The 26301-nt window shown below is 71.0% G+C and carries 22 protein-coding genes; 8 read left to right on the top strand and 14 right to left on the bottom strand.

The genetic code is table 11. From position 1 onward, the window contains the following. Positions 1–6 precede the first annotated feature (6 nt). Positions 7–378, top strand: coding sequence for a DUF1844 domain-containing protein (locus OG194_RS38300; RefSeq protein WP_019065475.1), 372 nt, complete (start codon positions 7–9; stop codon positions 376–378). Positions 379–382: 4 nt separating this feature from the next. On the opposite strand, the gene OG194_RS38295 is transcribed toward OG194_RS38300, so the two are convergent. Next, positions 383–1165 carry an SseB family protein gene (locus tag OG194_RS38295; RefSeq protein ID WP_327405325.1) on the bottom strand — a complete coding sequence of 261 codons (783 nt, stop codon included), beginning with the start codon at positions 1163–1165 and terminating at the stop codon, positions 383–385. A gap of 150 nt (positions 1166–1315) precedes the next feature. Here OG194_RS38295 and OG194_RS38290 point away from each other — a divergent pair, with 150 nt between their 5' ends. After that, positions 1316–2305, top strand: coding sequence for a serine hydrolase (locus tag OG194_RS38290; protein ID WP_327405324.1), 990 nt, complete (start codon positions 1316–1318; stop codon positions 2303–2305). A gap of 67 nt (positions 2306–2372) precedes the next feature. On the opposite strand, the gene mycP is transcribed toward OG194_RS38290, so the two are convergent. Both mycP and OG194_RS38280 read right to left on the bottom strand, forming a co-directional pair. After that, complete coding sequence (gene mycP, locus OG194_RS38285; RefSeq protein ID WP_327405323.1) at positions 2373–3548, bottom strand: type VII secretion-associated serine protease mycosin; 1176 nt, start codon at positions 3546–3548, stop codon at positions 2373–2375. Continuing rightward, positions 3545–4378 (bottom strand): hypothetical protein, encoded by an 834-nt coding sequence (locus OG194_RS38280; protein WP_327405322.1) that lies wholly within the window; start codon positions 4376–4378, stop codon positions 3545–3547. The genes mycP and OG194_RS38280 overlap by 4 nt, the downstream gene beginning before the upstream one ends. A gap of 3923 nt (positions 4379–8301) precedes the next feature. Between OG194_RS38280 and OG194_RS38275 the strand changes: the two genes are divergently transcribed. Continuing rightward, complete coding sequence (locus tag OG194_RS38275) at positions 8302–9504, top strand: amino acid deaminase/aldolase (protein ID WP_327405321.1); 1203 nt, start codon at positions 8302–8304, stop codon at positions 9502–9504. 86 nt (positions 9505–9590) lie between these two features. On the opposite strand, the gene OG194_RS38270 is transcribed toward OG194_RS38275, so the two are convergent. From OG194_RS38270 to OG194_RS38260, 3 genes are read right to left on the bottom strand one after another with little or no spacing between them, the layout of a single operon-like run. Then, the gene (locus OG194_RS38270) at positions 9591–10373 is read right to left on the bottom strand and encodes a 3-oxoacyl-ACP reductase (protein WP_327405320.1); all 783 of its coding nucleotides are present in this window, start codon (positions 10371–10373) and stop codon (positions 9591–9593) included. After that, positions 10370–11779, bottom strand: a complete 1410-nt coding sequence (locus OG194_RS38265; protein WP_327405319.1) for an aldehyde dehydrogenase family protein — start codon at positions 11777–11779, stop codon at positions 10370–10372. Before OG194_RS38265 ends, OG194_RS38270 begins: the two co-directional genes overlap by 4 nt. Positions 11780–11790: 11 nt before the next feature. Continuing rightward, positions 11791–13161, bottom strand: coding sequence for a glutamine synthetase family protein (locus OG194_RS38260; protein ID WP_327405318.1), 1371 nt, complete (start codon positions 13159–13161; stop codon positions 11791–11793). A gap of 85 nt (positions 13162–13246) precedes the next feature. Between OG194_RS38260 and OG194_RS38255 the strand changes: the two genes are divergently transcribed. Then, positions 13247–13981 carry a FadR/GntR family transcriptional regulator gene (locus OG194_RS38255; protein ID WP_327405317.1) on the top strand — a complete coding sequence of 245 codons (735 nt, stop codon included), beginning with the start codon at positions 13247–13249 and terminating at the stop codon, positions 13979–13981. Between the two features lie 71 nt (positions 13982–14052). Continuing rightward, positions 14053–14745, top strand: a complete 693-nt coding sequence (locus OG194_RS38250) for a gamma-glutamyl-gamma-aminobutyrate hydrolase family protein (RefSeq protein WP_327405316.1) — start codon at positions 14053–14055, stop codon at positions 14743–14745. Here the strand turns inward: OG194_RS38250 and OG194_RS38245 are convergent. Further along, positions 14742–15665 carry a LysR family transcriptional regulator gene (locus OG194_RS38245; protein ID WP_327405315.1) on the bottom strand — a complete coding sequence of 308 codons (924 nt, stop codon included), beginning with the start codon at positions 15663–15665 and terminating at the stop codon, positions 14742–14744. The genes OG194_RS38250 and OG194_RS38245 overlap by 4 nt on opposite strands. Positions 15666–15735: 70 nt before the next feature. On the opposite strand from OG194_RS38245, the gene OG194_RS38240 reads away from it, so the two are divergent. Then, positions 15736–16845: a TDT family transporter gene (locus tag OG194_RS38240; RefSeq protein WP_327405314.1), complete on the top strand. Its 1110-nt coding sequence runs from the start codon at positions 15736–15738 to the stop codon at positions 16843–16845. Here OG194_RS38240 and OG194_RS38235 read toward each other — a convergent pair. The 4 genes from OG194_RS38235 to OG194_RS38220 all read right to left on the bottom strand — a co-directional run bounded on the left by OG194_RS38235 (position 16772) and on the right by OG194_RS38220 (position 21366). Beyond that, positions 16772–17491, bottom strand: a complete 720-nt coding sequence (locus OG194_RS38235) for a helical backbone metal receptor (protein WP_327405313.1) — start codon at positions 17489–17491, stop codon at positions 16772–16774. The genes OG194_RS38240 and OG194_RS38235 overlap by 74 nt on opposite strands. After that, a complete protein-coding gene (locus tag OG194_RS38230; RefSeq protein ID WP_327405312.1) occupies positions 17491–18057 on the bottom strand; it encodes a helix-turn-helix domain-containing protein in 567 nt (188 codons plus the stop codon). Before OG194_RS38230 ends, OG194_RS38235 begins: the two co-directional genes overlap by 1 nt. 416 nt (positions 18058–18473) lie before the next feature. Further along, positions 18474–20288: an ABC transporter permease/substrate binding protein gene (locus OG194_RS38225; protein ID WP_327405311.1), complete on the bottom strand. Its 1815-nt coding sequence runs from the start codon at positions 20286–20288 to the stop codon at positions 18474–18476. Next, positions 20281–21366, bottom strand: coding sequence for a quaternary amine ABC transporter ATP-binding protein (locus tag OG194_RS38220; protein ID WP_327405310.1), 1086 nt, complete (start codon positions 21364–21366; stop codon positions 20281–20283). The genes OG194_RS38225 and OG194_RS38220 overlap by 8 nt, the downstream gene beginning before the upstream one ends. Before the next feature lie 233 nt (positions 21367–21599). Here OG194_RS38220 and OG194_RS38215 point away from each other — a divergent pair, with 233 nt between their 5' ends. Further along, positions 21600–22529: a 5'-3' exonuclease gene (locus OG194_RS38215; RefSeq protein WP_327407347.1), complete on the top strand. Its 930-nt coding sequence runs from the start codon at positions 21600–21602 to the stop codon at positions 22527–22529. 89 nt (positions 22530–22618) lie between these two features. Next, positions 22619–23458 (top strand): siderophore-interacting protein, encoded by an 840-nt coding sequence (locus OG194_RS38210; protein ID WP_327405309.1) that lies wholly within the window; start codon positions 22619–22621, stop codon positions 23456–23458. An 89-nt stretch (positions 23459–23547) separates the two neighbouring features. On the opposite strand, the gene OG194_RS38205 is transcribed toward OG194_RS38210, so the two are convergent. The 3 genes from OG194_RS38205 to OG194_RS38195 form a co-directional block, all read right to left on the bottom strand. Then, complete coding sequence (locus OG194_RS38205; protein WP_327405308.1) at positions 23548–24324, bottom strand: ABC transporter permease; 777 nt, start codon at positions 24322–24324, stop codon at positions 23548–23550. Beyond that, positions 24321–25337, bottom strand: a complete 1017-nt coding sequence (locus OG194_RS38200) for an ATP-binding cassette domain-containing protein (RefSeq protein WP_327405307.1) — start codon at positions 25335–25337, stop codon at positions 24321–24323. The genes OG194_RS38205 and OG194_RS38200 overlap by 4 nt, the downstream gene beginning before the upstream one ends. A gap of 183 nt (positions 25338–25520) precedes the next feature. Then, complete coding sequence (locus tag OG194_RS38195; protein WP_327405306.1) at positions 25521–26141, bottom strand: PadR family transcriptional regulator; 621 nt, start codon at positions 26139–26141, stop codon at positions 25521–25523. Between the last annotated feature and the right edge of the window lie 160 nt (positions 26142–26301).

Here is a 26301-nt window from a genome sequence, read left to right as displayed (position 1 = left end):
TGGGGCATGAGTGACACGCCTCCCGAGTCCACCAATGTTGACGCCCCCGACTTCGACGCCATGGCCCGCGACATCGCGGAGGTCCCGGCGGTCGAGGTGATCGTGACGGTCGCCGTGAATCTGATGAGCGCCGCCGCCGTGAAGCTGGGTCTGACCGAGGAGGGCGACAAGTACAAGGACCTGGACGAGGCCCGCAAGCTGGTCACCGCCCTGGCCGGCCTCCTCGACGCGAGCGCGACCGAGATCAGCTCGTTCCACGCGGCCCCGCTGCGCGACGGACTGAAGTCCCTCCAGCTGGCCTTCCGCGAGGCGTCCCTCGTCCGCGACGAGCCGGGCCAGGGCCCGGGCGAGAAGTACACGGGCCCGATCTACGGCTAGCAGCTCACCCCATACGTACGTACAAGGGCTCGCCCGGAGGCGTCGCCCCGGCCGGCAGCAGTGCCAGGTCGAGGCCGCGCACCAGGCGGGCCCTCAGCGTCTCGTCGTCGGCGAGACGACGGGCCACCGCGCGGGCGGCCTCGGCGGCGGGCGCGGCCGGGTCGAGCACGAGCGCGAGGGTGCCGTCGGCCTGTCCCGGCCCGAGGTGCGCACGCAGTACGGCGGGCTCGGCGGCGACGGCGGTCCGTACGGCCTCGACCACCGCCGGATCGGTGAGCGGATCGGCGGTCGTCCGCCCCTCCGCCACCGCGAGCAGCGCGGACCCGCTCAGCTCGTACGGCACGGGCCCGGCCAGGTCCAGCACGATCGTGTCCGCCTTCTCGTGCACGGCGGCCTGGAGTGCCTGGTGCAGGGGTACGGCCACGGGTCGGGCCGCCGGGTCCCAGCGGGCCAGCGAGTCGGTGGACGTGAAGGCGGGCAGCGCGGTCCGGCCGCCGGCCTTCAGAGTCGGCACGGCCATGTCGCTGGTCTTCTCGCGGCGCAGCCCGCCCTCCCGTCTCCCACCACCACCCTTCCAAGGAGCTTCGCGCCCCTCCTCACTGTCCTCCTCGACCTCGCCGAGCACGGCCACCACGGGCACGAGCAGGCGGGCGCCCTTGAGGGCCGCCAGGACGGGTCCCACGGCGGTGCGGTCCTCGGCCCAGGCGGCGAGCGCCGCGCTCAGTGCGGGGTCGGCCGTGCCGTCGTCGTCGGAGTAGCCGGAGTCGGGAATGTTCTTGTTCGCCACGGTGACCGACCCTATCGGGGGGATGCTGCAGGGCTTGTGCGGGTCCTGAAACGCGGGGGACACAGCTTTCACACGTTTCTCAGACACAGTTGACAGACATCTAACTTTCATCTCACGTGTCGCACAGTCGCCGCCACCAGCATCGCGGGCATGGAGTCTTCCAGAGCCGCCCGCCGACACCACCGCGCGCGTTCCTCCCGGCGCCGTCCGCTCCCCTACATCGCCCTCGCCGCCGTGGCCGTCGTGGGCGTCACGGCGGGAGGAACCGTGTACGTGAAGGCACACGCGCACTCGGGCGCCGTATCGTCGGCGGCGGCGCCGTCGGCCTCGGCGTCGGGCAGCCGGGAGGCGACGGTGGAACCTGTGACGCAGCCGACGGTCGACTACGACGCGCTGCTGGCCAAGGCGATGAGGTCGGTGACTCCGACCGGCGACCAGAAGGTGTCGGTGGCGGTGCTCGATCTGACCTCCGGCGAGAGCGCGACGTACGGCGGCGCCGCCTTCGACACGGCGAGCATCGTCAAGGTCGACATCCTGGCGACGCTGCTGCTCCAGGCGCAGGACGCGGGCCGGCAGCTGACGGCGACCGAGAAGTCGTACGCCACCACGATGATCCAGAACAGCGACAACAACTCCGCGACGGCCCTGTGGGACATCATCGGCACGGCGGACGGGCTCGACGCGGCGAACAAGACGTTCGGGCTGACCGGTACCACGGGTGGCACCGGCCCGCTCTGGGGGCTGACCCAGACCACGGCAGCGGATCAACTCGCCCTGCTTCAGCAGGTGTTCGGGGACGACTCTAAGCTCAGCTCGGCGTCGCGGTCGTACATCCAGGGGCTGATGAAGCAGATAGAGGCCGATCAGCAATGGGGGGTGTCTGCGGCGGCCGACGGCTCCAAGTGGGCGCTGAAGAACGGCTGGTTGGCGCGCAGCACGACCGGTCTGTGGGACGTCAACAGCATCGGCCGGGTGACGGGCACGGACGGCGACGCGTACCTGGTCGCCGTCCTGTCGAAGGGCAGCACGACCCAGACCAAGGGCATCTCCCTGATCGAGGCGGCGGCGAAGGCGGGGGTCGCGGCGTTCGGTCAGAACAGCGGTTCGGCTACGGCGGCTTCGGCGTCCGCGACGGACTGACGACCGCTCGCCCGTTCCGGGGTGGGAGTGGCTAACTCTGGCCAACTGCCCCTGCTCACCTCACCGTTCAGAAGGCCTCGGGGCGTCGGCGTCGGCCGCGCCACAGGACGACCGCGGCCACCAACAGGACTCCGCCGACGCTGCCCGCGAGCGGGCCCGCCCAGTCGGACGTGCTGCTGTCGGACTGGGCTGCGTCCGGTCCCGAGCCGAAGTACTTCTTGCCGTAGGCGGCGGAGGTCAGGCCCGTGGGCTTCAGGCCGGCCGCGGCCTTGATGGCGGCGGCGGGGTCGATGAAGCCGTAGCCGCGGGAGTCGTCGCGGCCGCCGGCCGGGGGGTTGCGGGCGGTGTCTTCGAGGAGCTTCTTGATCTGGGCCGGGGTCAGCCCCGGGTGGGCCGCCTTGATCAGCGCGACGGCCCCTGACACGAAGGCGGACGCGGCGCTGGTCCCCCACCCCTCGTAGTACTTGTGGTCGGGGTCGGCGATGACGACGTTGACGCCGGGGGCGCTGACCGTGGCGTACCAGCGGCGGGTGGAGAAGGAGGCGCGGGTGCCGAAGCGGTCCACGGCGGTCGCGGCGATCACGCCCGGGTAGGCGGCCGGGTAGGAGACGTGGTCGCCCTTCTCGCCGCCGTTGCCGGCCGAGGCGACGACGGCGACGCCCTTCTTCAGGGCGTACTGCACGGCCTCGTCCTCGGCGGGCTCGGGGTGCGCGGAGGCGGAGTCGTCGCCGAGGGAGAGGTTGATGACGTCGGCGCCGTGGTCGGCGGCCCAACGGATGCCGTCCGCAAGGGCGTTGCCGCGGGTGGTGCGGGCCTTGCCGCGGGCGGAGTCGCCGTCTTCGAGGATCACGCGGACGGGGAGGATCTTGGCCTCGGGGGCGATGCCGATGACTCCGTCGGTGTCGCCGGGGCCGTGTCCGTGGCCGGCGATGATGCCGGCCATCGCGGTGCCGTGGCGGGCCCAGGCGCGGTCGCCCGGCTTGGCCCCGAAGCCGACCATGTCCTTGCCTGCGAGGACGTTGCCGGTGAGGTCGGGGTGGTCGGCCTCGACGCCGGTGTCCAGGACGGCGACGGTGATGCCCTTGCCCTTGGTGGTCTGCCAGGCATCTTGGGTGTGCATGGCGTCCAGGGCCCATTCCTGGGCGCGTATGCCGTCGGCGTGCGCGACGGTGGACGGGACCAGGGCGAGGGAGGCGGCCAGGAGGGCGCTCAGCAGACCGGCCCGGCGGACGGTGACGCTCATGAGGTCTTCTTCTCCGAGCTCGTTGAGGCCCCCGAGGGCGAGTCGACGGTCTTGCGCAGGCTCCGCTCCACGCGGTCGGCGAGGCCCTGCGCCTCGTTGCCGAGACCGGCCTGGGCGGGGGCGTCGGTGCTGCCGGACGTGACCGCCTTGTCGGCGGGTTCGGGTGCGTCGACCTTACGGCCGTCCGCCCAGCCGGAGACGGCGTAGACGACGACGGGGGCGTCGGTGAGGACGGAGACGGTCCACGAGGCCCGCTGCTTGTCGCCGAAGGCGTCGGCGAGGGTGCCCTTGGCCGCGTACGGGCGGGGCATGAGGTCGGTGCGGTTGCCGAGGTTCTCGTTCTTGAACCGGGTGGAGAGGGCGGTCATCGCGGCGAGGTCGCCCTTGGCGAAGAGGATGCCGACCGTGGTGACGTAGCTCTGAGTCGCGTCGGTGTAGGTGGCCCGCAGGAGTCGCTGGCAGCCGATGGGGGCGAGGACGTCGCGCAGCAGCGGATCGAAGGCGTTCGCACAACCGGTGTCCGGGGCGACGGCGATCCGCGTCCACGTACGGTCGGCGCCGCCGGGCCCGGCTCCCTGCCCCTGCACGGTGGGCGGGAAGAGCTGATCGACAGGCACGCTGTGCCACAACTGTCCGGCGGCGGCGAAGGACGTGGCGCCGCTGTCCACCCCGTCATCTCCCGTGAGCCAACTCCCGGTCACCGCACCGCCGATGAGCCCGAGACCGAGCACGACACAGACGCCGACGGCGGCGGTCCGGGACCGTATCCGCGCCCCCAACGGCCGCGGCCGCACCCGCTCGTCGTATCCCTCGGGTTCCCCGAACGACACGACCGGACGTCCTTCGCCGGGGTGCACCGACTCGGTCCAGGAAAAGGCGGGGTCGGGGGTGGGACTGACTGGGGTGCCGGGGGTGGTGGTCGGCCAGGATCGGGTGTCGGCGCTTTCGGGGGTGGGGCCAACGGGCTTGCTGAGGGCGTCCGTTGACCAGGCACGGGTGTCGTCGGCGGTGGGCCTGGCCGGGGCTGGGCCACTGGGTACGGCCGGTGACCAGGCGGTGGCGTCCTCGACGGTGGGCCCAACTGGCGTGCTGGGAGCGGTTGCTGACCACGCACGGGCGTCGGTGTCGTCAGCGGCGGGCCCAACTGGCTTACGGGGGGCGGTCGGTGACCAGGCGGCGGTGTCGTCGACGGTGGAGCTCTGTGCGGCGGACGCGGAGGGGTACGGGGCGGCGGGGTGGGCGTCAGCCGTCCGAGTGTCGGAGGGGCAGGGCGCGTTGCCACCGGAGGGCGACCAGGCACCACGGCTGGGCGCGCCGCCGGTGGGATCCGTGAACGACTCGCCCCGCCAAGGGGTTTCCGGCCGGAGCCGATCGGTGGACTCCGAGGAAGGCTCGGGGGCGGGGCTGGAGGGCGGAGCCGGTGGGCGAGTGAGGGTGGGGCTCTGCCGGTCGGGTGCCTGGTGCGGGGGCTCGATGGTCGGGCGGGGCGGGGTGGTCGCGGGGCCGGGAGGTGTTGCCGGGCGAGAAGAGTCCTGGCGGAGGTGGTCGGACGGCTGGGGCGAGGGCTCGGCTGCGGGGCGGGGCGGGGTGGCGGAACCGGCAGTCGTTCCCGGGCGCGTGGGGACGTAGCGCTGACGGTCGGGCGACCCGCCTGGAGGCTCGGCCTCGGGACGCGGCGGAGCGGCGGGGGTGGAGGACGTTGCCGAGCGAGCGGAATCCTGACCCATCCAGTCGGACGACTGGCGCCGAAGCTCGGCCTCGGGACGCGGTGGAGCGGCCGGGGCGGAGGGCGTTGCCGGACTGTTCGGGTCCTGGCCCAGCCGATCGGAAGACTGACGCGGAGCCTCACCCTCGGAACGCGGCGGCGTGACCGGCGCGGGAGGCGTCGCCGAGCGAGCGAAGTCCTGGCCCAGCCGGTCGGACGACCGACGTGGGTGCCCCGGAGTTGCCAGGCCGGATGGCGCTGCCGGACTGTTCGAATCCTGGCCCAGCTGGTCAGACGGCTGGCGCGGAGCCTCGCCCTCGGGACGCGGCGGCGTCACCGGCGCGGGAGGCGTCGCCGAGCGAGCGGAATCCCGGCCCAGCCGGTCGGACGACCGACGTGGGCGCCTCGGAGTCGCCGAGCCGTGTGGCGCTGCCGGGCTGTTCGAATCCTGGCCCAGCCGGTCGGAAGACTGACGCGGAGCCTCGCCCTCGGGACGCGGCGGCGTCGCCGGCGCGGGAGGCGTCGCGGAGCGAGCGGAGTCCTGGCCCAGCCCCCGGTCGGACGGCTGGGGCGGAACCTCGGGCGCCGAACCGGGCGGGGTGGTGGAACCGGCGGATGTTCCCGGTCGGGTGGGGACATAGCGCTGACGGTCGGACGACTGACGCGGAGGCTCGGCATCGGGGCGCGGTGGAGTCGCCGGCCCGGGAGGCGTAGCCGAGCGGGGCGAATCCTGACGAGGTCGGTCGGACGACGGATGCGCCTCGTTCGCAGGGCGCGGCGGGGTGCTCGCATCGGCAGATGTCCCCGGACGGGTCGGGACGTACCGCTGCGAGTCCGACGACTCACGCGAAGCCTCGGCCGCCGAATCGGACGGGGTGGCAGGGCCGGCAGATGTTCTCGGCCGCGTCGGGGCATGGCGCTGCGGGTCATTCGACTGACGCGGCGTCTCGTCCTCGGGGCGCGGCGGAGTCGCCGGACCGGGAGGAGATGCCTGGCGAACAGAGTCCTGGTCGAGCCGATCGGACACTTGAAGCGGTGCCTCGCCCGCCGGACCGGGCGGAGTGGGGTCGCTGGTAGGCGTTCCCGGGCGCCCGGGGACATGGCGAAGCCGGTCGGGCGACTGACCAGGACCCTCGCCCGCAGCGCGCGGCGGAACACCCGGGGCAGGAGGCATCCCCGAACCAGCCGAATCCTGACGCGCCCAATCGAACGCCTCACGCGGAACCTCACCCGCAGGACGCGACGGAGCAGCGGAACCAGGAGGCGTTACCGGGCGGCCCGGAGCATCACGAAGCCGATCAGGCGACCCACCAGAGCCCTCGCCCGCAGCGCGCGACGGAACACCCGGAGCTGAAAGCACCCCCGAACCAGCCGAATCCTCGCGCGACCAATCGAACGCCTCACCCGGAGCCTCACCCGCCGAGCGCGGCGGGACAGCGGAGCGGGGAGGTGTCGCTGGCCCGGTCGCATCCTGGCGAAGCCAGTCGGACGACGGGTGCGGGACCTCGCTCGCAGGGTGCGGCGGGTTGTCCGAGCCGGCCGGTGTGGTCGGACGGAAAGGGCTGGCCGCATCCGAACCGGGTTCCCACAGCGCTTCGTTACCGCCTGTCGCCGCCGTAGGGCGTTGAGGCGGTCGGGGCGGGACGGTTTCGGCGTTCGTGCGGAACGCCTCGCCGCCGGGCGCGGGCGGGGTGTCCGGGAAGCGTGCCGAGGCTGGAGGAGGGGGTGGGCTCACGGGGTCCATGGCATGGGGTGAGAAAGGCCGAAGGCCGGGAAAACGCGGCCGCCCGTCGGAGGACCCGTCACGGCCGTCGGAGCCGTTGCCCTGAGGCGCGGTACGAGGGTCGGGGCCGTTGCTCGAAGATCCCGTACTCGAAGACACCGCACCAGCGTCAAATCCGTTGCCCTGAGCCCTCGTTCGCGCATCGGGACCGTTCCCGTTCCCCCGGAACACCGCGTCGGCATCGGACCCACCGTTCTGCGGTGCCGTACGCCTACCGTCACCGCGGTCCCACCACCCCGTACTGGAACCGCCGCTCCCCGCCGAACCCGCACCGGAACCCGCCGCGAACGGCTCTCGCCCAGCCCCCGAGTTACCCGACCCCGACACACCCGTACCCGTACCGTCGCTCGGTCGCGGCGCATCCCCCGCCACCCGTCGCCCGCGCGCGTGGGCGCCCGAAGCAGGCCGCCGTTCCGACGTCCCACCGTTCGTCGACACACCCGGCATCCCCGGCGCACTCCACGCGTCCCACGCACTCGAAGTACTCGACGCACCAGGCCTGTTCGGCCCACCCGGCGTCCCCTGCCCGCCCCTCGAAGCGGAACCCGGAGCCATCCCCGAAGCCGGACCGGAACCGGAGCCCGGACCCCAAGCGAACCCCGGGGCCGGGCCACTGACAGAACCCGTGCCCGGAACCGAAGCAGAACCCGAAGTGGCCCCTGACGCGGTCGCCCCCGAATCCCCCACAGAACCAGAATGCGGTCGGTCCAAGTCCTCGCCCGTTGCCTCGTCGGCCGTCGGCCGCCCCGCCGAGTCCGTCACGTTCCCCGAATTCGTCCCGTTCGTCCCGTTCGCCGAGTTCACGGGATGCCCCGAGCCCGTCGAACCCGAACCCATCGATTCCGTCACGCCCGGCGGCCGGTGCGGCGGCGTCGAACCCGCCGGTCCGGGGGCGCGTCGCGCTTCCGTGCTCATGCACCCCCCGTTTCCTCGTACCCGGGCCACCGTCTGCTCGCCTGCGGGCCGATGTACGCCTGCCCGCTGTCCGTACGCGGGCCGGTGTACTCCTGCCGTGCTCGTATACGGACCGGCGTCCACCCCGCTCTCACCCGGCACGACACAAAATCGAAGTCGTCCCGAGCACGCATACCCGCAGCGGCGGACCGCCATCCCGGGCGCGGTCGAACGACCGGCGGCGTTTCCTCCGTGCGTGCGCGTCACTCTACGGGTTGACCCCGCGCGAACGGGAACCAGTCCACACCCCCGGGGCATCTGCCCGGAACGTCCCCCTACCCTGCGGTAATCCTGTCTGGCAGGCTGCGTTCATGACTGCGCGCGCCGCCGACCGGGCCCGTTACGACCGGGCCACCGCCCACCTCGACGCCCCACTCGCGATCGTCGACCTGGACGCCTTCGATGCCAACGCGGACGACCTCGTCCGCCGGGCCGGCGGCAAGCCGGTCCGCGTCGCCAGCAAGTCCGTCCGCTGTCGAACGCTCCTCGAACGCGTCCTGGCCAGGGACGGCTTCGCGGGCCTGATGTCCTTCACCCTCGCCGAGTCGCTGTGGCTCGCCCGCTCCGGGTTCGAGGACGTCCTCCTCGCCTACCCCTCCGCCGACCACGCCGCCTTCGGCGAACTGGCCAACGACCCCAAGCTCGCCGCCGCCGTCACCGTGATGATCGACGACCCGGCCCAGCTCAAACTCATCGACGACTCACGCGACGGCGGCACCGAAGTCATCCGTGTCTGCCTGGAGTTGGACACCTCACTGAAGATGCTCGGCGGCCGGGTCCGCATCGGCGCGCTCCGTTCGCCGCTGCGCTCCCCCGCCCAACTCGCCGACATCGCACGGACGGTGTCCCGCCGCCCTGGCTTCAAGGTCGTCGGGATCATGGCCTACGAAGGGCACATCGCCGGTGTCGGTGACTCCATCGCCGGGCGGCCGTTCCGCTCGCGCGCCATCCGGCTGATGCAGGCCACCGCCAAGCGCGAACTCGCCGAGCGGCGTGCCGAAGTGGTGCGCGCGGTAAGGGCGGTTGTGCCCGACCTGGAGTTCGTCAACGGCGGCGGCACCGGCAGTGTGCAGCACACCGCGGCCGAGGACGCGGTGACCGAGATCGCGGCCGGTTCAGGGCTGTACGTGCCGCGCCTCTTCGACAACTACACGTCGTTCACCGGCCGTCCGTCCGCGCTCTTCGCCATGCCCGTCGTACGGCGCCCGGGCGTCGGCGTCGTCACCGTCCTCGGCGGCGGCTACCCCGCCTCCGGCGCCGCCGGCCCCGACCGCCTCCCGGTGCCGTACCTCCCGGAGGGCCTGCGCTACGACCCCCAGGAAGGGCCCGGCGAGGTGCAGACGCCGCTGCTCGGCTCCCCCGCCGACGATCTCCTCATCGGCGACAAGGTGTGGTTCCGCCACGCCAAGGCCGGTGAACTCTGCGAGCGGTTCGACGCGTTGCACCTGATCGAGGGCGACGCGGTGACGGCGACCGTGCCGACGTATCGCGGCGAGGGCATGACCTTCCTGTGACGGATTGACGGAACGTCACAAACAAACGGCGGCCCGGAAGTTGTTCCGGGCCGCCGTCGCCGTATTCGTGCCGCTTCGTGCCGCGCTTACATCGGCGTGACGTACGCCCCCGAAATCCCGCCGTCCACAAGGAAGTCGGCGGCGTTGACGAACGACGAGTCGTCACTCGCCAGGAACGCCACGGCCGCGGCGATCTCGGTCGCCTCCGCGAAACGGCCGACCGGGATGTGCACCAGGCGGCGCGCGGCGCGCTCGGGGTCCTTGGCGAACAGCTCTCGCAGGAGCGGGGTGTTGACCGGTCCCGGGCAGAGCGCGTTGACGCGGATGCCCTCGCGGGCGAACTGCACGCCCAGTTCACGGGACATGGCGAGGACGCCGCCCTTGGACGCGGTGTACGAGATCTGCGACGTCGCCGCGCCCATCCTCGCCACGAACGACGCCGTGTTGATGATGGAGCCCTTGCCCTGGCGCCGCATGTACGGGATCGCGGCCTTGCAACACAGGTACACGGACGTGAGGTTGACGTCCTGGACGCGCTTCCAGGCCTCAAGTCCCGTGTCGAGGATGGAGTCGTCGTCCGGCGGTGAGATGCCCGCGTTGTTGAAGGCGATGTCGACGCTGCCGTAGGTGTCGAAGGCCGTCTTGAAGAGCGCCTCGACCTGTTCGAGGTCGGTGACGTCGACCTTCACGAACAGCCCGCCGACCTCGTCGGCCGCCGCCTTGCCGTGGGTCTCGTCGATGTCGCCGCAGACGACGTTGGCGCCCTCGGAGGCGAGCCGGCGCGCGGTGGCGAGACCGATGCCGCTGCCGGCTCCGGTGATGACGGCGGTACGGCCGACGAGACGTCGGCAAACAATCTCTGAGGTCACTGTGCGGGGCCCTCCGTGCTGGTAGAGACGCTGCTGGTGGAGACGTTGCTGATGAAGACGTTCTTGGTTTCGGTGAAGGCGGTGAGCGCGTCCGGGCCCAGTTCGCGGCCGATCCCCGACTGCTTGAAGCCGCCGAAGGGGGTCCAATAGCGGACGCTGGAATGGGAGTTGACGGACAGGTTGCCCGCCCGGACGGCCTGCGAGACGCGCAGCGCGCGGCCCACGTCCCGGGTCCAGATGGAGCCGGAGAGACCGTAGTCGGTGGCGTTGGCCAGCGCCACCGCCTCCGCCTCGTCCTCGAAGGGGAGCACCACGGCGACGGGGCCGAAGACCTCCTCGACGGCCACGCGTGCGTGCGGGTCGACGCCGGTCACCACCGTCGGCGGGAACCAGAAACCGGGACCCTCGGGGGTCTTGCCCCGAATGCCGGCCAGGTCGTCGGTGACGTACGAACGGACGCGCTCCAGCTGGACCTTGGAGATCAGCGGGCCCATGTCCGTCGTCTCGTCGGCCGGGTCACCGACCGTCACTCCCTCGATCGCCGGGGTCAGGAGCTCCAGGAACCGGTCGTAGACGGAGCGTTGGACCAGGATGCGGGTGCGGGCGCAGCAGTCCTGGCCGGAGTTGTCGAGGAAGGACATGGGTGTGGCGGCTGCCGCGGCCTCGATGTCCGCGTCGGCGAAGACGATGTTGGGGCTCTTGCCGCCGAGTTCGAGGGTGACGCGCTTGAGGAGCGCCGAGCCCTTCGCCAACACCTGTTTGCCCACGGCCGTCGACCCCGTGAACACGATCTTCGCGACGCCCGGGTGCTCGACGAGCGCGGTGCCCGCGACCGGGCCGTGGCCGGGAAGGACCTGGAAGAGCCCCTCGGGAAGGCCTGCCTCCAGGGCGAGTTCGGCCAGCCGGAGCGCGGTGAGCGGGGTGGTCTCGGCCGGCTTGAGGATGACCGCGTTGCCGGCCGCGAGCGCCGGGGCGGTGCCCCACGCGGCGATCGGCATCGGGAAGTTCCAGGGCGCGATCACGCCCACCACGCCCAGCGGTTCGAGGATCGTGATGTCGAGGCCGCCCGCGACCGGGATCTGCCGGCCGGTCAGCCGCTCCACTCCCCCGGCCGCGTAGTCGAGCAGATCACGGACGTTGCCGGCCTCCCAGCGGGCGTTGCCGACCGTGTGCCCGGCCTCGCGCACCTCCAACCGGGCCAGTTCTTCGAGGTGTTCGTCGACGGCGACCGCGAAGCGGCGCAGCAGCCGGGCCCGGTCGGCGGGCGGGAGCGCCGCCCACTTCGCCTGGGCCCGAGTGGCGCGTACGACGGCGGCGTCCACGTCGGCCGCGGTGGCGGCCGGGACGGTGGCGACGACCTCCTCGGTGGCCGGGTTGAGCACCTGGAGTTCAAGCTCGTAGGACAACGAAGGACCTCTCACAGACGTTCGAAGGAGCGACGCAGCTCCCAGTCGGTGACGGCGGCGTCGAAGGCTTCCAGTTCGACGCGTGCCATGTTGCGGTAGTGCGCGACGACCTCGTCGCCGAAGGCGGCCTGGGCGATCGGGCTGTTCTCCCACAGCTCGGCGGCCTCGCGGAGATTGGTGGGCACGTGCGCGTACCCGCCGCTGTAGGCGTTGCCCGTACAGGCCTCCGGCAGCTCCAGCTTGTGCTCGATGCCGTAGAGCCCGGCCGCGACGAGCCCCGCCACCGCCAGGTGGGGATTGACGTCCCCGCCGGGCAGCCGGTTCTCGAAGCGCATGGAGCGGCCGTGGCCGACGACCCGGAGGGCGCAGGTGCGGTTGTCGTTCCCCCAGGCGACGGCGGTCGGCGCGAAGGAGCCCGGCTGGAACCGCTTGTACGAGTTGATGTTCGGGGCGTAGAGCAGCGAGAAGTCGCGGAGCGCGGCGAGTTGCCCGGCGAGGAAGTACCGCATGACCTCCGACATGCCGCCGGGGTCGTCCGAGGTGCCCGCCATGGCGTTGCCGCCGTCGGCGTCGGCGAGCGAGAGGTGGATGTGGCAGGAGTTGCCCTCGCGCTCGTTGTACTTCGCCATGAAGGTGAGCGAGACGCCTTCCTGGGAGGCGATCTCCTTGGCGCCGGTCTTGTAGACGGCGTGCTGGTCGCAGGTGACGAGGGCGTCGTCGTAGCGGAAGACGATCTCGTGCTGCCCCGGATTGCACTCGCCCTTGGCGGACTCGACGGTCAGGCCTGCGACGGTCATCTCGTTGCGGATACGGCGCAGCAACGGCTCGATACGTCCGGTCCCCAGCACCGAATAGTCGATGTTGTACTGGTTGGCCGGTGTGAGCCCCTTGTAGCCCGCGTCCCAGGCCTGTTCGTACGTGTCCTTGAACACGATGAACTCCAGCTCCGTACCGACCTGCGCGGTGAAACCGTGCTCGGCGAGGCGCTCCAGCTGGCGGCGCAGGATCTGGCGGGGTGCGGCGACCACCGGCGATCCGTCGTTCCAGGCGAGGTCGGCGATCAGCAGGGCGGTGCCGGCGTTCCAGGGCACACGACGGAGGGTGGACAGGTCCGGGTGCATGGCGAAGTCGCCGTAACCGCGCTCCCACGAGGACATGGCGTAGCCGTCGACCGTGTTCATCTCGGTGTCGACGGCGAGGAGGTAGTTGCAGCCCTCGGTACCGTGCTGGAGCACGTCGTCCAGGAAGAACTGGGCGGCGAACCGCTTGCCCTGGAGCCGCCCTTGCATGTCGGGGAAGGCCAGGACAACAGTGTCGATCTCACCACTGGCGACGAGGCGTTGAAGTTCCTCGACGCCCAGTGGGGGTGTGCGGTCTGCCACGGGAAAGCCTCCTTCGGCTTCTACGGTCAGCCGGAAGCCATAAGGTATTGCGGAGAACCATTGCTTGGGAAGGGGGTGCCGCCATATGTCGCTGGATGCGGAGAACGGGCTTGAGGACCGGTTGACCCCGGTACTGCGGCCGGTGCGGGCGGGCAACGGATTCGAAGAGGCGCTGGAACAGATACTGCAGGTCGTACGGCTGGGTCTGGTGCCGGGGGGCGAACGGTTGCCGGCCGAGCGGGAACTGGCCGAGCGGCTCGGGATCAGTCGGGTGACGCTGCGCGAGGTTCTGAAGGTACTGCAGGACCAGGGCCTCGTGGAGTCGCGGCGCGGACGCTACGGCGGGACGTTCGTGCTGCCGAAGTCGGACGCGGGCGGCGAGGACGAGCTGCGGCGGCGGATCAGCGCGGTCGACATCGAGGACGTGCTGCGGTTCCGGGAGGTGCTGGAGGTCGGCGCGACGGGCCTGTGCGCGACCCACGGCCTGAGCGACGAACAGGCGGGCCGCCTGCGCGACGCCCTGGCCCGCACGCACGACGCGCCGCTCGCCGACTACCGCCGCCTGGACACCCTGCTCCACCTGACCCTGGCCGAGCTGTGCGGCTCCCCGACCCTGACCGCGCAGTACGCCGCCGTACGGGCCACGGTGAACGATCTCCTCGACTGCATCCCCCTCCTCGTCCGCAACCTGGAGCACTCGCAGCGCCAGCACATCGCGCTCGTCGAGGCGGTCCTCGACGGGGACGCGGACGGGGCGCGGGAGATGATGCGCGAGCACTGCGCGGGGACGGCGGCGCTGCTGCGCGGGTTCCTGGCATGACGGCCTGACCTGCGGGGTAGTTCAATGGTTCCCACGGAGTCCATTCAATTCGCTTCACGTCGGAGGGGCGCATGGCGGGCAGGCCGCTGATCGGCATCAGTACGTATCTGGAGGCCGGAGCACGGTGGGGCACCTGGGAGTTGGAGGCGGCCCTGCTGCCCGCCGGCTATCCCCGTCTCGTCCAGCGCGCGGGCGGCCTCGCCGCGATGCTGCCCCCCGACGCCCCCGAACACGCCGCGGCGACGGTCGCCCGCCTGGACGCCCTGGTGATCGCGGGCGGCCCTGACGTGGAACCGGTCCGCTACGGCGCCGACCGCGACCCCCGCACCGGCCCACCGGCTCCCGCCCGAGACGCCTGGGAACTCGCCCTGATCGAGGCCGCGTTGACCGCGGGCATCCCCCTCCTGGGCATCTGCCGGGGAATGCAGCTCCTCAACGTCGCCGTCGGCGGCACGCTCGTCCAGCACATAGACGGCCACGCGGAGACCCCGGGAGTCTTCGGCCACCATCCGGTGAAGCCGGTACCGGGAACCCTGTACGCGTCGGCGGTTCCGGAGGAGACCTCGGTCCCGACCTTCCACCACCAGTCCGTGGACCGCCTGGGCGCGGGCCTGACGGTGTCGGCCTGGTCCGAGGACGGCACCCCGGAGGCCGTCGAACTCCCCTCCGCCGACTGGGTGTTGGGGGTGCAGTGGCACCCCGAGATGGGCGAAGACCTGCGGGTGATGCGGGCGTTGGTGGAAGCGGCCGCGAAGGCTCGTTAGCCCTGCGTCAGCGAGAGCAGTTCCCGCGCCGGTCCCGTCGGCCGGTGCCCGGTGGGCCACACCGCTCTCAAGTCCCGGGCGAGAGTGATCCCTTCGACGGGGATACGCACCAGCCTCCGCATCGACAGCTCCTCCCCCACGGCGAGTTCGCTCAACACCGCGGGCCCCGCTCCGCTCACCGCCGACGCCTTGACCGCCGTGGTGGACGACAACTCGATGAGAGGCCGGGCCAGGCCACCCAGCGCCGCGTCCAGTACCTGCCGCGTGCCCGAGCCCTCCTCCCGCAGGATCAGCGGCGTCGACGCCAACTCCGCCGCCGGGACCGGGCGTTGGCGGCGGGCCCACGGGTGGGTCGGGGCGGTCACGACGATCAGGTGGTCATGGGCGATCACCGTGGAGTCCAGTCCCGCGGGCACGGACAGGCCCTCCACGAAGCCCAGGTCGGCCTCGTCGGCGAGGAGCCGTTCCGCGACCGTGGTCGAGTTGCCGGCCAGCAACGAGACGGCTGTGTCCGGGCGTTGGGAGCGCAGGGCGAGGAGCCAGCCGGGGAGCAGGTACTCGGCGATGGTCATGCTGGCGGCTACGCGGAGCCGGGAGTCGCGACGGTGTCGTAGCGCCTGGGCACCCGCGTCGAAGGCAGCCGCCGCCTCGACGACCCGGCGGGCCCAGTCCGTGACCAGGGCACCGGCGTCGGTCAGGGTCGAGCCGCGCGGTGAACGGTCGACCAGGGCCACGCCGAGCTGTCGTTCCATGGAGCGGATACGGCTGCTGGCGGCCGGCTGCGTGATGCCCAGTTCGCGGGCCGCGGCGCCGAGGCTGCCGAGCCGGGCCACCGCCAGCAACAGCTCCAGCGCCCCGAGGTCCGGCACCCGGTGCGCGATCGACCCGCCGCGCTGATCTTCCGTCTCACTCCCGCTCATAAATCCAGTTTATGTCCCCATAGACACATACTCCCTGGTCGCGCGTCTCAGTCGGCGAGACGGTGGAGGCATGGTCACCGCCGTTCGTCATCTCGGACCCAACTGGTACGCCTCCGTCATGGGCACCGCCATCGTCGCCACGGCCGGTGCCGGGCTCCCGCTCCACCTCCCGGGACTGCGCACGGCCTGCACCGCCGTCTGGGCCCTCTCCCTCGCGATGCTGCTGGCCCTGCTCGCCGCCCGCACCCTGCACTGGACCCACCACCGCGACCAGGCCCGCGCCCATCTCCTCGACCCGGCGATGGCCCCCTTCTACGGCTGCCTCGCGATGGCCCTGCTGGCGGTGGGCGGCGGCACCCTGGTCGTAGGCCAGGACTGGATCGGGCTCCGGACGGCGGTCGTACTCGACTCCGTGCTGTTCGGCGCCGGGACGCTCATCGGGCTCACGGCCGCCGTCGCCGTCCCGTACCTGATGGCCGTACGGCACAAGGTGCACCCTTCCCAGGCGACCCCCGTGTGGCTGCTGCCCGTCGTCGCGCCCATGGTGTCCGCCGCGCTCGGCCCACTCCTCGTGCCCCACCTGCCGCCCGGACAGCCCCGGGAGACGCTGCTCCTCGCGTGCTTCGCGATGTTCGGACTGAGCCTGCTGGCAACGCTGTTGATGCTGCCGCTGGTCTTCGCCCGGCTCGTCACCGGCGGACCGCTGCCCCTCGCGCTCACCCCGACGCTGTTCCTGGTCCTGGGCCCGCTGGGCCAATCCACCACCGCAGTAGGCAAGTTCGCGGACTTCGCCCCAGGCGTCGTACCGGCCCCCTCCGCCCAGGGCTTCAGCCTCCTCGCCGTCCTCTACGGCGTCCCCGTCATGGGCTTCGCCCTGCTCTGGCTCGGCCTCGCCACCGCACACGTCGTCCGCGCCCGCCGCCACGGCATGCGCTTCACAATGACCTGGTGGGCGTTCACCTTCCCGGTCGGCACCTGCGTCACCGGCGCCGAATCCCTGGCCCGCCACACCGGCCTCGCCGTCTACGACGGGCTCGCGATCGTCCTCTACGGCGTCCTGGTCGCCGCCTGGGCCACCGCCGCCGTGCACACGGCCCGCGGCCTGCTCAGCGGTGCGCTGCTCGCAGGGCCGCGCCCAGCACCCGTGGCGCTTCGCCCAGTGACGGCCCGTACCACGTGAGGTGCCGGCCGCTGACGAGCGCGCAGGGCAGACCCGCGAACGCCTCCGGGCCGTCGTCGGCCGTGAAACGGTACGGCTCGTCCGGGAGGACCACCAAGTCCGGTGCCGCAGCCCGCAGTTCGTCGACCGTGGCACGCGGATAGCGCTCGGCGTGCGTCGCGTACACGTGGTCCACTCCCAGCCGGGACAGCACATCGCCCGCGAAGGTGTCCCGGCCCAGCACCATCCAGGGACGGCGCCAGATGGGGACGACGGCGGTCGATCGGCGTGCGGGAGCCGGGAGTTCAGCCCATGCCCGCTCCGCGTCGTCCAGCCAGCGTGGGCGGGTCGGCGCTCCGCACGCGTCGAGAACCCGGGCGAGTTCGCGGAATGCCTGCGGGACGTCACGCACCTCGGTGACCAGGACCTCAACACCCGCCTCGCGCAAGGCAGTCAGGTCCGACTCACGGTTCTCCTCCTCGTTGGCGATCACCAAGTCGGGGGCGAGGGCGAGGATCGGGTCGAGTTTCGGGTTCTTGGTGCCGCCCACGCGCGTCACGTCGAGGTCGGCCGGGTGACTGCACCAGTCCGTCGCGCCGACCAGAACTCCCGGAAGCGATACGGCGATCGCCTCCGTGAGCGACGGCACGAGAGAGACGACGCGCATCAGCGCTGGCGGTCCTGGACCGCCTCGATGTGCTCGGCCACCGCGACCACGACCACCCGGGTGTCCGGCACGGTCGCCCGCCAGCGGTGACGGACGCCTCCGGTGAGGTACATGGTGTCGCCGCGCACCAACCGGTACGCACGCCCCTCCGCCTCGATCTCCACGGCGCCGTCCGCGACGTACATCAACTCGTCGTTCCGGTGCTGGAATTCACGCCCGGCGTCATGGTCACCGGTGAACTCCGAGGCGTGCAACTGGTGGTGACCGCGTACCAGGGAACGCATCCGGGGTGCCCCGACCGACTCGGGCTCCTCCGCGCGTACGACGTCGACGCTGCACGCGGGGTCGGCGGCGGCGAGAAGTTCGACGGCCGTGGTGCGCAGGGCGTCGGCCACCTTCTCCAGGGAGCTTCGGCTGGGGCGGGCCCGGTCGTTCTCGACCTGGCTCAGGAAGGGCACCGACAGGCCGCTGCGTTCGGCCACGACGGCGAGGGTCAGGGACAGCGCGCGGCGGCGTCGCCGTACGGCCGCGCCCACCCGAAGGGGCTGTTCTTTGTGGTCGCCCATCGCTCCGGCTCCCTCCTTCGCTCGTCTGTCTTCAGTTGCCTCTGATGAGTTCTCTGCACCCTACGCATGTTCGGCAAACCGTTTCATGCGCCTGTCACATCCACGTCACACAGCGTGCGATCGGACGTCATGGTTCTGGCCAGTCCGCACGGGCCCGCCGACCCTCGATCGGCGGGAGACTTCCTCTCTACTCTTCAATGCGTACGCGGTCGCCTGTGTTCCCGCTCACCTCTCGGGCCTGATTGCGGGGTTTCGTAGCGCTATGTGGTTGGCCGGATCCTTTTCGTACCGGATCGGGGCACCGACAAAGGTGGGCCCCGCCGCACGAAGGGGGGAACGTGCGGTGGGGCCCACCTCTGGGACGGCGGCTGCGGGACTGTCAGGTCACCCCGGCCGCCTGGCTCTTCCGGTCGGTCCTACCGGCTCTTCTGGTTCTTCGTGACCGGCGCCAACTGGTCGACGAGGCCCGGGTGTTGCTTCAGCCAGGTGCGGACGGCGTCCTGCTCCTCGCCCTTGCCCGACTTCTGGATCTGCGCCTCAAGACCGGTGAGCTGGCTCTCGGTCATCCTGAAGTCCTTCAGCCACGTGCCGACGTCGGGGTTGTCGTCGGCGAAGCCCTTGCGCGCCACGGTGTGCACGCCGTCGCCCTTGCCCCAGGCGTTCTTGGGGTCCTTGAGCTTCTTCAGCTTGTAGTCGCTGTACGCCCAGTGCGGCGACCAGAGCGTGACGACGATCGGCTGCTTCTTGGCGTACGCCCGCTTCAGCTCGGCCAGCATCGCCGGGGTCGAGCCGTCGACGACGTCGTAGGAGCCCTGGAGGCCGTACTCCTTGAGGACCTTGGTCTTGAGGAGGCCCATCATTCCGGCGCTCGGTTCGATGCCGGTGATCTTGCCGTCGAACTCGGAGGCGTGGGTCTTGAGGTCCGCCAGGGTGTTGACGTCCTTCATGTACGCCGGGACGGTCAGCTCCAGGGACGTGGAGCCGTACCAGCTGCCGAGGTCGTCGAGCTGCTTGCCGTACTTCTTCCAGTACTCGGCGTGCGTGGTGGGCAGCCAGGCGTCGGTCTGGAAGTCGACCTGGCCGGTGGCGACACCGGTGTACAGCGGGCCTGCCGCGTACTGGGTGGTCGTCACCTTGTAGCCGCGCTCCTCCAGGATCTCCTTCCAGAGGAAGGTGGAGGCGATGCCCTCGTCCCAGGGGATGTAGCCGATGGTGATGTTCTTGCCCTTGCCGACGTCCGTGGCGGAGGTCGCCTTGGTGCCGGGGGAGGAGCCGAAGACGCCGATGCCGCTGGCGACGAGGGCGAGGACGACCACGCCGATCACGGCGAACGCGGGGCGGGGGCGGTAGTTCCAGGGCTTCTCGTTGCCTGCCGCGCGGGCCTTCGCGGCGGCGCGGCGGCCCAGCGGGGAGATCTGGGTGCCGAGCGCGCTGGTCATGCGGTCGAGGTAGATGGCGAGGACGACGATGCCGACGCCCGCCTCGAAGCCGAAGCCGATGTCGAGCTGGCCGATGGCCTCGTTGACGGCGCCGCCGAGGCCGCCGGTGCCGACCATGCCGGCGATGACGACCATCGACAGGCCGAGCATGATGACCTGGTTGATGCCCGCCATGATCGTCGGGAGGGCGAGGGGCAGCTGGACGCGCAGCAGGGTGTCGCGCGGTGAGGTGCCGAACGCCTCGGCCGCTTCGACGAGTTCGGCGTCGACCTGGCGGATGCCCAGCTCGGTCATGCGGACGCCGGGGGCGAGCGCGAAGATCAGGGTGGCGATGACGCCGGCGGAGGTGCCGAGGCCGAAGAAGAGGATCGCCGGGATCAGCAGCACCATCGACGGCATCGTCTGGAGCAGGTCGAGTGCGGGCCGTACGACCGCGCTGACCGTCTTGGAGCGGGCCGCCCAGATGCCCAGCGGGATCGAGATCACCAGGGCGATGACGGTCGCCACGAGCACCAGGGCGAGCGTCGACATGGCCCGGTCCCACAGGTCGAGCGAGTCGATGAGCAGGAACCCGGCGAAGGCCAGGACACCGGCGACCAGTCCGCGCAGCCACCAGGCGATCACGGCGAGGATGCCCGCGAGGAGCAGGGGTTCGGGGGCGGTGAGGACCGCGTTGATGCCGTCGTACATGCCCTCGACGACCGTCTTGATCGCGTCGAAGAGCCAGGACATGTGGGCGAGGAGCCAGTCGACACCGGAGTCGACCCAGTCGCCGAGCGGGAGCCTAGGCATGGGCGGTCACCTTCTCGCCGCCGTCGCGCGGACTGACACAGGGGGTGGGTTCGTGCTGCTCGTCGCCGAGGAAGGCGACCAGGCGCTGCCTGGGTACGACGCCGACCAGTTCGTGGTCCTTGTCGAGCACCGCTACGGCGTGCGAGAGGCGGGCGCTGATCGCGCAGAGGTCGTTGAACGGTGTGTCCGGCATCGCGGTCTCGCAGGCACAGTCGGCCTCGTCGCCGTGCAGGTCGGTGTCCATGACGGAGCTCGCCGTGAGGACCCGGGAGCGGTCGACGTCCTGGATGAAGGAGGAGACGTAGTCGTCGGCTGGGCGGACGAGGATGTCCTCGGCGGTGCCGGTCTGGACGATGCGGCCGTCGCGCATGACGGCGATGCGGTCGCCCAGGCGCATGGCCTCGTTGAGGTCGTGCGTGATGAAGACGATCGTCTTCTTCAACGACTTCTGCAGTTCCAGGAGTTGGTCCTGCATGTCCCGGCGGATCAGCGGGTCGAGCGCGCTGAACGACTCGTCCATGAGGAGCAGGTCGGCGTCGGTGGCGAGGGCGCGGGCCAGGCCGACGCGCTGCTGCATACCGCCGGACAGTTCGTCGGGCCACGAGTCCTCCCAGCCGGCCAGGCCGCACAGGGCGAGCGCCTCGCCGGCGCGGGCTTCGCGCTCGGCGCGGGGCACGCCCTGCACGGCCAGACCGTAGGCGGCGTTCTCGCGGACGCTGCGGTGCGGGAAGAGCGCGAAGTGCTGGAAGACCATGCTGATCTTGTGGGCGCGGACCTCGCGGAGTTCGCGGTCGCCGAGCGCGGTCAGATCCTGGCCGTCGAAGAGGACACGGCCCGCGGTCGGCTCCAGGAGTCCGTTGAGCATCCGCAGGAGGGTCGACTTGCCGGAGCCGGACAGGCCCATGACGACGAAGATCTGGCCCGGTGCGACGGAGAAGGAGGCGTCGATGACGGCGGCGGTGGTGCCTTCGGCGCGCAGCTCCTCTCGGTCGGCTCCTTCGCGGAGTCGTTCGACTGCCTGGTCGGGTCGTCTGCCGAACACCTTGTACAGATGCTCGGCTTCTAGCCTGGCTGACACGCGTACCTCTCGGTCGGGGGCAGGACGGGAGGCGACGGCGGGAGACCCGAAGGCCCCTCGACGGTTGAATGTGCAACCGGCATCGCTCCGAGGCCGCGCCTTCCCAGGCTTCCCGCGCGCAAACACAGGAGTGGCCCAGCTCACCAGGCAGGGGTGTTCGCCCTTCCGGAGCCGGCGGTGTTGCTCCCTCCGAGTGACATGGAGGGGTGATCGTGACCCTGTCGTGCGGCATGATGCGAGACGTGACCGGACGACTGATGCTCCTCGACACCGCCTCGCTCTACTTCCGCGCCTACTTCGGCGTCCCGGAGTCCGTGAAGGCGCCGGACGGGACGCCGGTGAACGCCGTGCGCGGGCTGCTCGAATTCATCGACCGCCTGGTCAAGGACCACCGCCCCGACCAACTGGTCGCCTGCATGGACGCGGACTGGCGGCCGCAGTGGCGGGTCGACCTGATCCCCACCTACAAGGCGCACCGCGTCGCCGAGGTCCGCGAGAGCGGCCCGGACGCGGAGGAGGTGCCGGACACGCTCTCCCCGCAGGTGCCGATCATCGAGGCCGTCCTCGACGCCGTCGGCATCGCGCGCGTGGGCGTCGAGCGGTACGAGGCGGACGACGTGATCGGCACGTTCACGGCGCACGCCAAGGGCCCGGTCGACATCGTCACCGGCGACCGCGACCTGTACCAGCTCGTCGACGACGCCCGAGGCATCCGCGTCCTGTATCCGATCAAGGGCGTCGGCATGCTCCAAGTCACCGACGAGGCGTTCCTGCGCGAGAAGTACGGCGTCGACGGGCGCGGCTACGTGGATCTGGCGCTGCTGCGCGGCGACCCGAGCGACGGTCTGCCGGGCGTCCCCGGGATCGGTGAGAAGACGGCGGCGAAACTCCTCGCCGAGTTCGGTGACGTGCCCGGGATCATGGCCGCGATCGACAACCCCAAGTCCAAGCTGACCCCCTCGCAGCGCAAGCGCCTCGACGAGTCGCGGCCGTATGTCGCGGTCGCGCCCAAGGTCGTCCGGGTCGCCGACGACGTACCGCTGCCGGATGTCGACACGACACTGCCGCACGCCCCGCGTGACCCGGAGCTGGTGAGCGCGCTGGCGGAGCGCTGGGGGCTGGGCGGATCATTGCAGCGACTGCTCACCACGCTGGGCGCGTAAGCATTGTTATTGCTCTCGCCTTCTTGCCTATCACAAAGAATCTAGTGCTAACTTAGGTAAGCCTAAGCATGGGAATCTGGGAGGCCGTCATGGCAGAACGTCCGGCACGGAAGCCGCGTAAGCCCCACTCCGCGCAGGTCGTCCGCACCGAGCGCCTGACTCCTCACATGCAGCGCGTGGTGCTCGGTGGCGAGGGTCTGGCCGAGTTCTCGGCGGACACCTGCACCGACCATTACGTGAAACTGCTGTTCCCGGCCGGGGGTGCGGTCTACCCCGAGCCCTTCGACGTGGAGCGTATCCGCGCCGAGTTCCCGCGCGAGCAGTGGCCGGTGACCCGCACCTACACCGTGCGCGCCTGGGACCCCGAGCACCGCGAGATGACCCTGGACTTCGTGATCCACGGCGACGAGGGCCTCGCCGGCCCGTGGGCGACCCGGGTCCAGCCGGGCGAGACCGTCCACTTCAATGGTCCCGGTGGCGCCTACGCCCCCGACGCGGGCGCCGACTGGCATCTGCTCGCCGGGGACGAGAGCGCGCTGCCCGCGATCGCCCGCGCGCTGGAGTCGCTGCCCGAGGGCGCGACGGCCCACGCCTTCGTGGAGATCTCCGGCCCCGAGGAGGAGCAGAAGATCGACTCCGCCATCGAGGTCGTCTGGCTGCACCGCGGGGACCGTCCCGTCGGCGAGGCGCTGGCCGAGGCCGTACGGGCGCTGGAGTTCCCGGACGGCCGGATGCACGCCTTCGTGCACGGCGAGGCGGCCTTCGTGAAGGACCTGCGGGCCCTGCTGCGCGTCGAGTTGGCGATCCCTCGCGAGGATCTTTCGATCTCCGGGTACTGGCGGCTTGGCCACAACGAGGACGGGTGGCAGGCGTCGAAGCGGGATTGGAACGCGAAGATCGAGGCGGAGCAGGAGGGCGTTGCCGCGTAGGTGCGCCTATGGGGGTGCCGGGTTGGGTTGTTTGGCGTCTGCGGCGGTGTTGTGGCTGGTCGCGCCGTTCCCCGCGCCCCTTTGGGGCGCTACACCGAGCGTTGGTATGACCTGAATGTGCGGATCGACAGCCATACCGCCGCCACCGCGAGCCCCAGCAGTGCGCCGCCACGGCTGAGCACGTCACCCCAGTCCGGATGCTCGCTCATCGCCGAACGACCCGCCACCATCGCCCAGTTGAGTGGGTTGAAGTCGGCGATGTGCCGCATCCACGAGGGCATCTGGGACGGCGCCATGAAGGCGCTGGACAGGAACGTCAGGGGCAGCAGCAGGAAGGTGTTGATGCCGATGATCGACTCCCGTTGCTGCACCAGCATGCCGAGCGCGTTGGACAGTGCCCCGAAGATGGTCCCCAGCAGCACGGAGGCCACGATCAGGATCGTGATGCCGCCGATGCCGCCCGGGTAGTCGGCGCCGCCGAGCAGTCCGAGGAGCACGATGATCGCGGACTGGAGCGCGGTGACGAGGCCGTTGTTGACGACGTTGCCGTTCATCAGCGCGGCCCGGCTGACCGGAGTGGTCAGGAAGCGGTTCAGCGTGCCGCGCTGGATCTCCTCCAACGTGCCCATGCCCGCCCACATGTTGGAGCTGAGGGCGCTCATCACGACCACGCCCGGGACGAGGTAGTCCAGGTACGAGGTGGTGCCGAAGCCGCCGAGTTCGACGACCTTCTTGAAGAGGTTGCCGAACAGGAACAGCCAGATCACCGGCTGGATGAGGGTGATGATCGCGAAGGCGGGCTGCCGTGCGAACACCATGAGTTGACGCTGCGTCATGTACCAGGTCTGCGAGACGGCGGTGCTCATCGCGCACCTCCGGCGACCGCGAACTGCCCGGTGCTGTTCGCGTCGGCCTCCGAGTAACGGCGGCCCGCGTAGCGGAGATAGACGTCGTCCAGCGAGGGGCGGGCGACGGTCGCGCTGGCGACCCCGACGCCGGCCCGCTCGAACGCCGCCAGCAGGACGGGCATCGCGGCCGCTCCGTCGTCGGCGCGGGCACTGACCCGGCGCCCGTCGACCAGCACCTCGCGCACGCCCGGCAGTCCGACGAGGGTGTTCCGCAGCAGCGTACGACCGGCGTCGCCGACCGCTTCCCGCAGCTCCAAGTGGACGGCGTCGCCACGGAGTTCGCCCTTGAGCGAGTCGGGGGTGCCCTCCACGACGACCCGGCCGCGGTCGACGATCGCGACGCGTTCGGCGAGCCGGTCGGCCTCTTCGAGGTAGTGCGTGGTGAGCAGGATGGTCAGCCCCTCCTCCCCCGCGAGCCGGCCGATCTCGTCCCACATCGCGGTGCGGGCCTCCGGGTCGAGGCCGGTGGTGGGTTCGTCGAGGAAGAGCACCTCGGGCCGGTGCACCAGGCCGAGCGCCACGTCCAGGCGGCGGCGCATACCGCCGGAGTAGCCCTTCACCGGGCGCTTCGCGGCGTCGGCGAGGGTGAAGCGGTCGAGGAGCTCGTCCACCCGCTCCGTGAGGGCGGTGCCCCTCAAGCCGTAGAGCCTGCCCTGGAGTTGGAGGTTCTCGCGGCCGGTCGCCGTCGGGTCGGCACCGGAGTTCTGGGCGACCACGCCGATCGCGCGGCGGACCCGGTCGGGGTGGCGCAGCACGTCGTGGCCGGCGACCGTGGCCGTGCCGGAGTCGGGCCTGGCGAGGGTGGTGAGGATCTTGACGGTGGTGGACTTGCCGGCGCCGTTCGGCCCGAGGAGGCCGAAGACGGTGCCGGGCTCGACGGTGATGTCCATGCCGTTGAGGGCGGTGACATCGCGGGAATAGGTCTTGATCAGTTGACGCGCCTCGACCGCGGGCGCACGGGTACTGCCCATGACAGCTCTCCAAGGAATGAGCGGATGTGCGATGTGAAAGGTCACGACTGATCCGCGTGAAGAGCGCCCGGCTATCCTGGGTGTGCCGCACCTCGATCGCCTGGCTTCGCCGCACGGCGGGTCAGTTCGGGGTTCGTGACCCCGGCGGGGCTGCTCCAACAGCCCGGTCGGGGTTCTTCGTGTCTAGGTGAACTCCGTCGGCAGCTCCCCCGTCTCGTGGAAGTGGCGCCAGCCCTCTACGCCGGGCAGTGAGCCCTTCTTGATCTCGTCGACGAGACCCCGGATCCACTCCGCCTGCGCCCGCACCATGTGCAACTGGTACTCGCTCTCCACCAGGAAGAGCCGGGGCAGCGTCTCGTACAACTTCTCCAGCGCACCGCGCGCGCTCGCCGCCTGGAGGTCGAGGTTCTGCACCCGCTCCTCCAGGAGCCGCACCACCTCGTCGGGGTGGATGACCCCGACGAGCGGGAGCGCGGTCTCGAAGATCGGGAACTCCTTGACCGGCACGGCCAGCAGGTCGGAGAGCCACTCGACGGCTTCCTCGCGCCCCGCGTCGGTGATGCCGTAGACCGTGCGTTCGGGGCGGTTGCCCTGCCGCTCCACGTCGGTGACCTCGACGAAGCCGTGCTTCTCCAGGTTCTGGACGACCGTGTAGAGCGAGCCGTAGTTGATCTTCGTGGTGCTGTCCTTGCCCTGGCGCCGCAGGGTCTGGGCGATCTCGTACGGATGCATCGGGCCCTGCCAGAGGGTGACCAGCACGGTGAGTGCCAGCGGGTTGCCGAGCTTGCGGCGCTTGGGCGGCATGGCCATACCTCGCTTCCGAATATCCGTGGCCGAACATATCGCGAGTGCGCGGCGAGCGTCAACACACACGATGTATCGCGTTTTGGTGGCGAAGGCAAGAGCGTGAGGACTTAGGCCCGCCGCGGACACGGCGGCGTGACGCGGCCGAAACAGCCTCTCC

The sequence above is a fragment of the Streptomyces sp. NBC_01288 genome (assembly GCF_035982055.1).
In the GTDB taxonomy this organism is placed as follows: domain Bacteria; phylum Actinomycetota; class Actinomycetes; order Streptomycetales; family Streptomycetaceae; genus Streptomyces.
The sequence above is the reverse complement of the archived record's forward strand: the minus strand, read 5'-3'. Positions and strand labels throughout refer to the sequence as shown.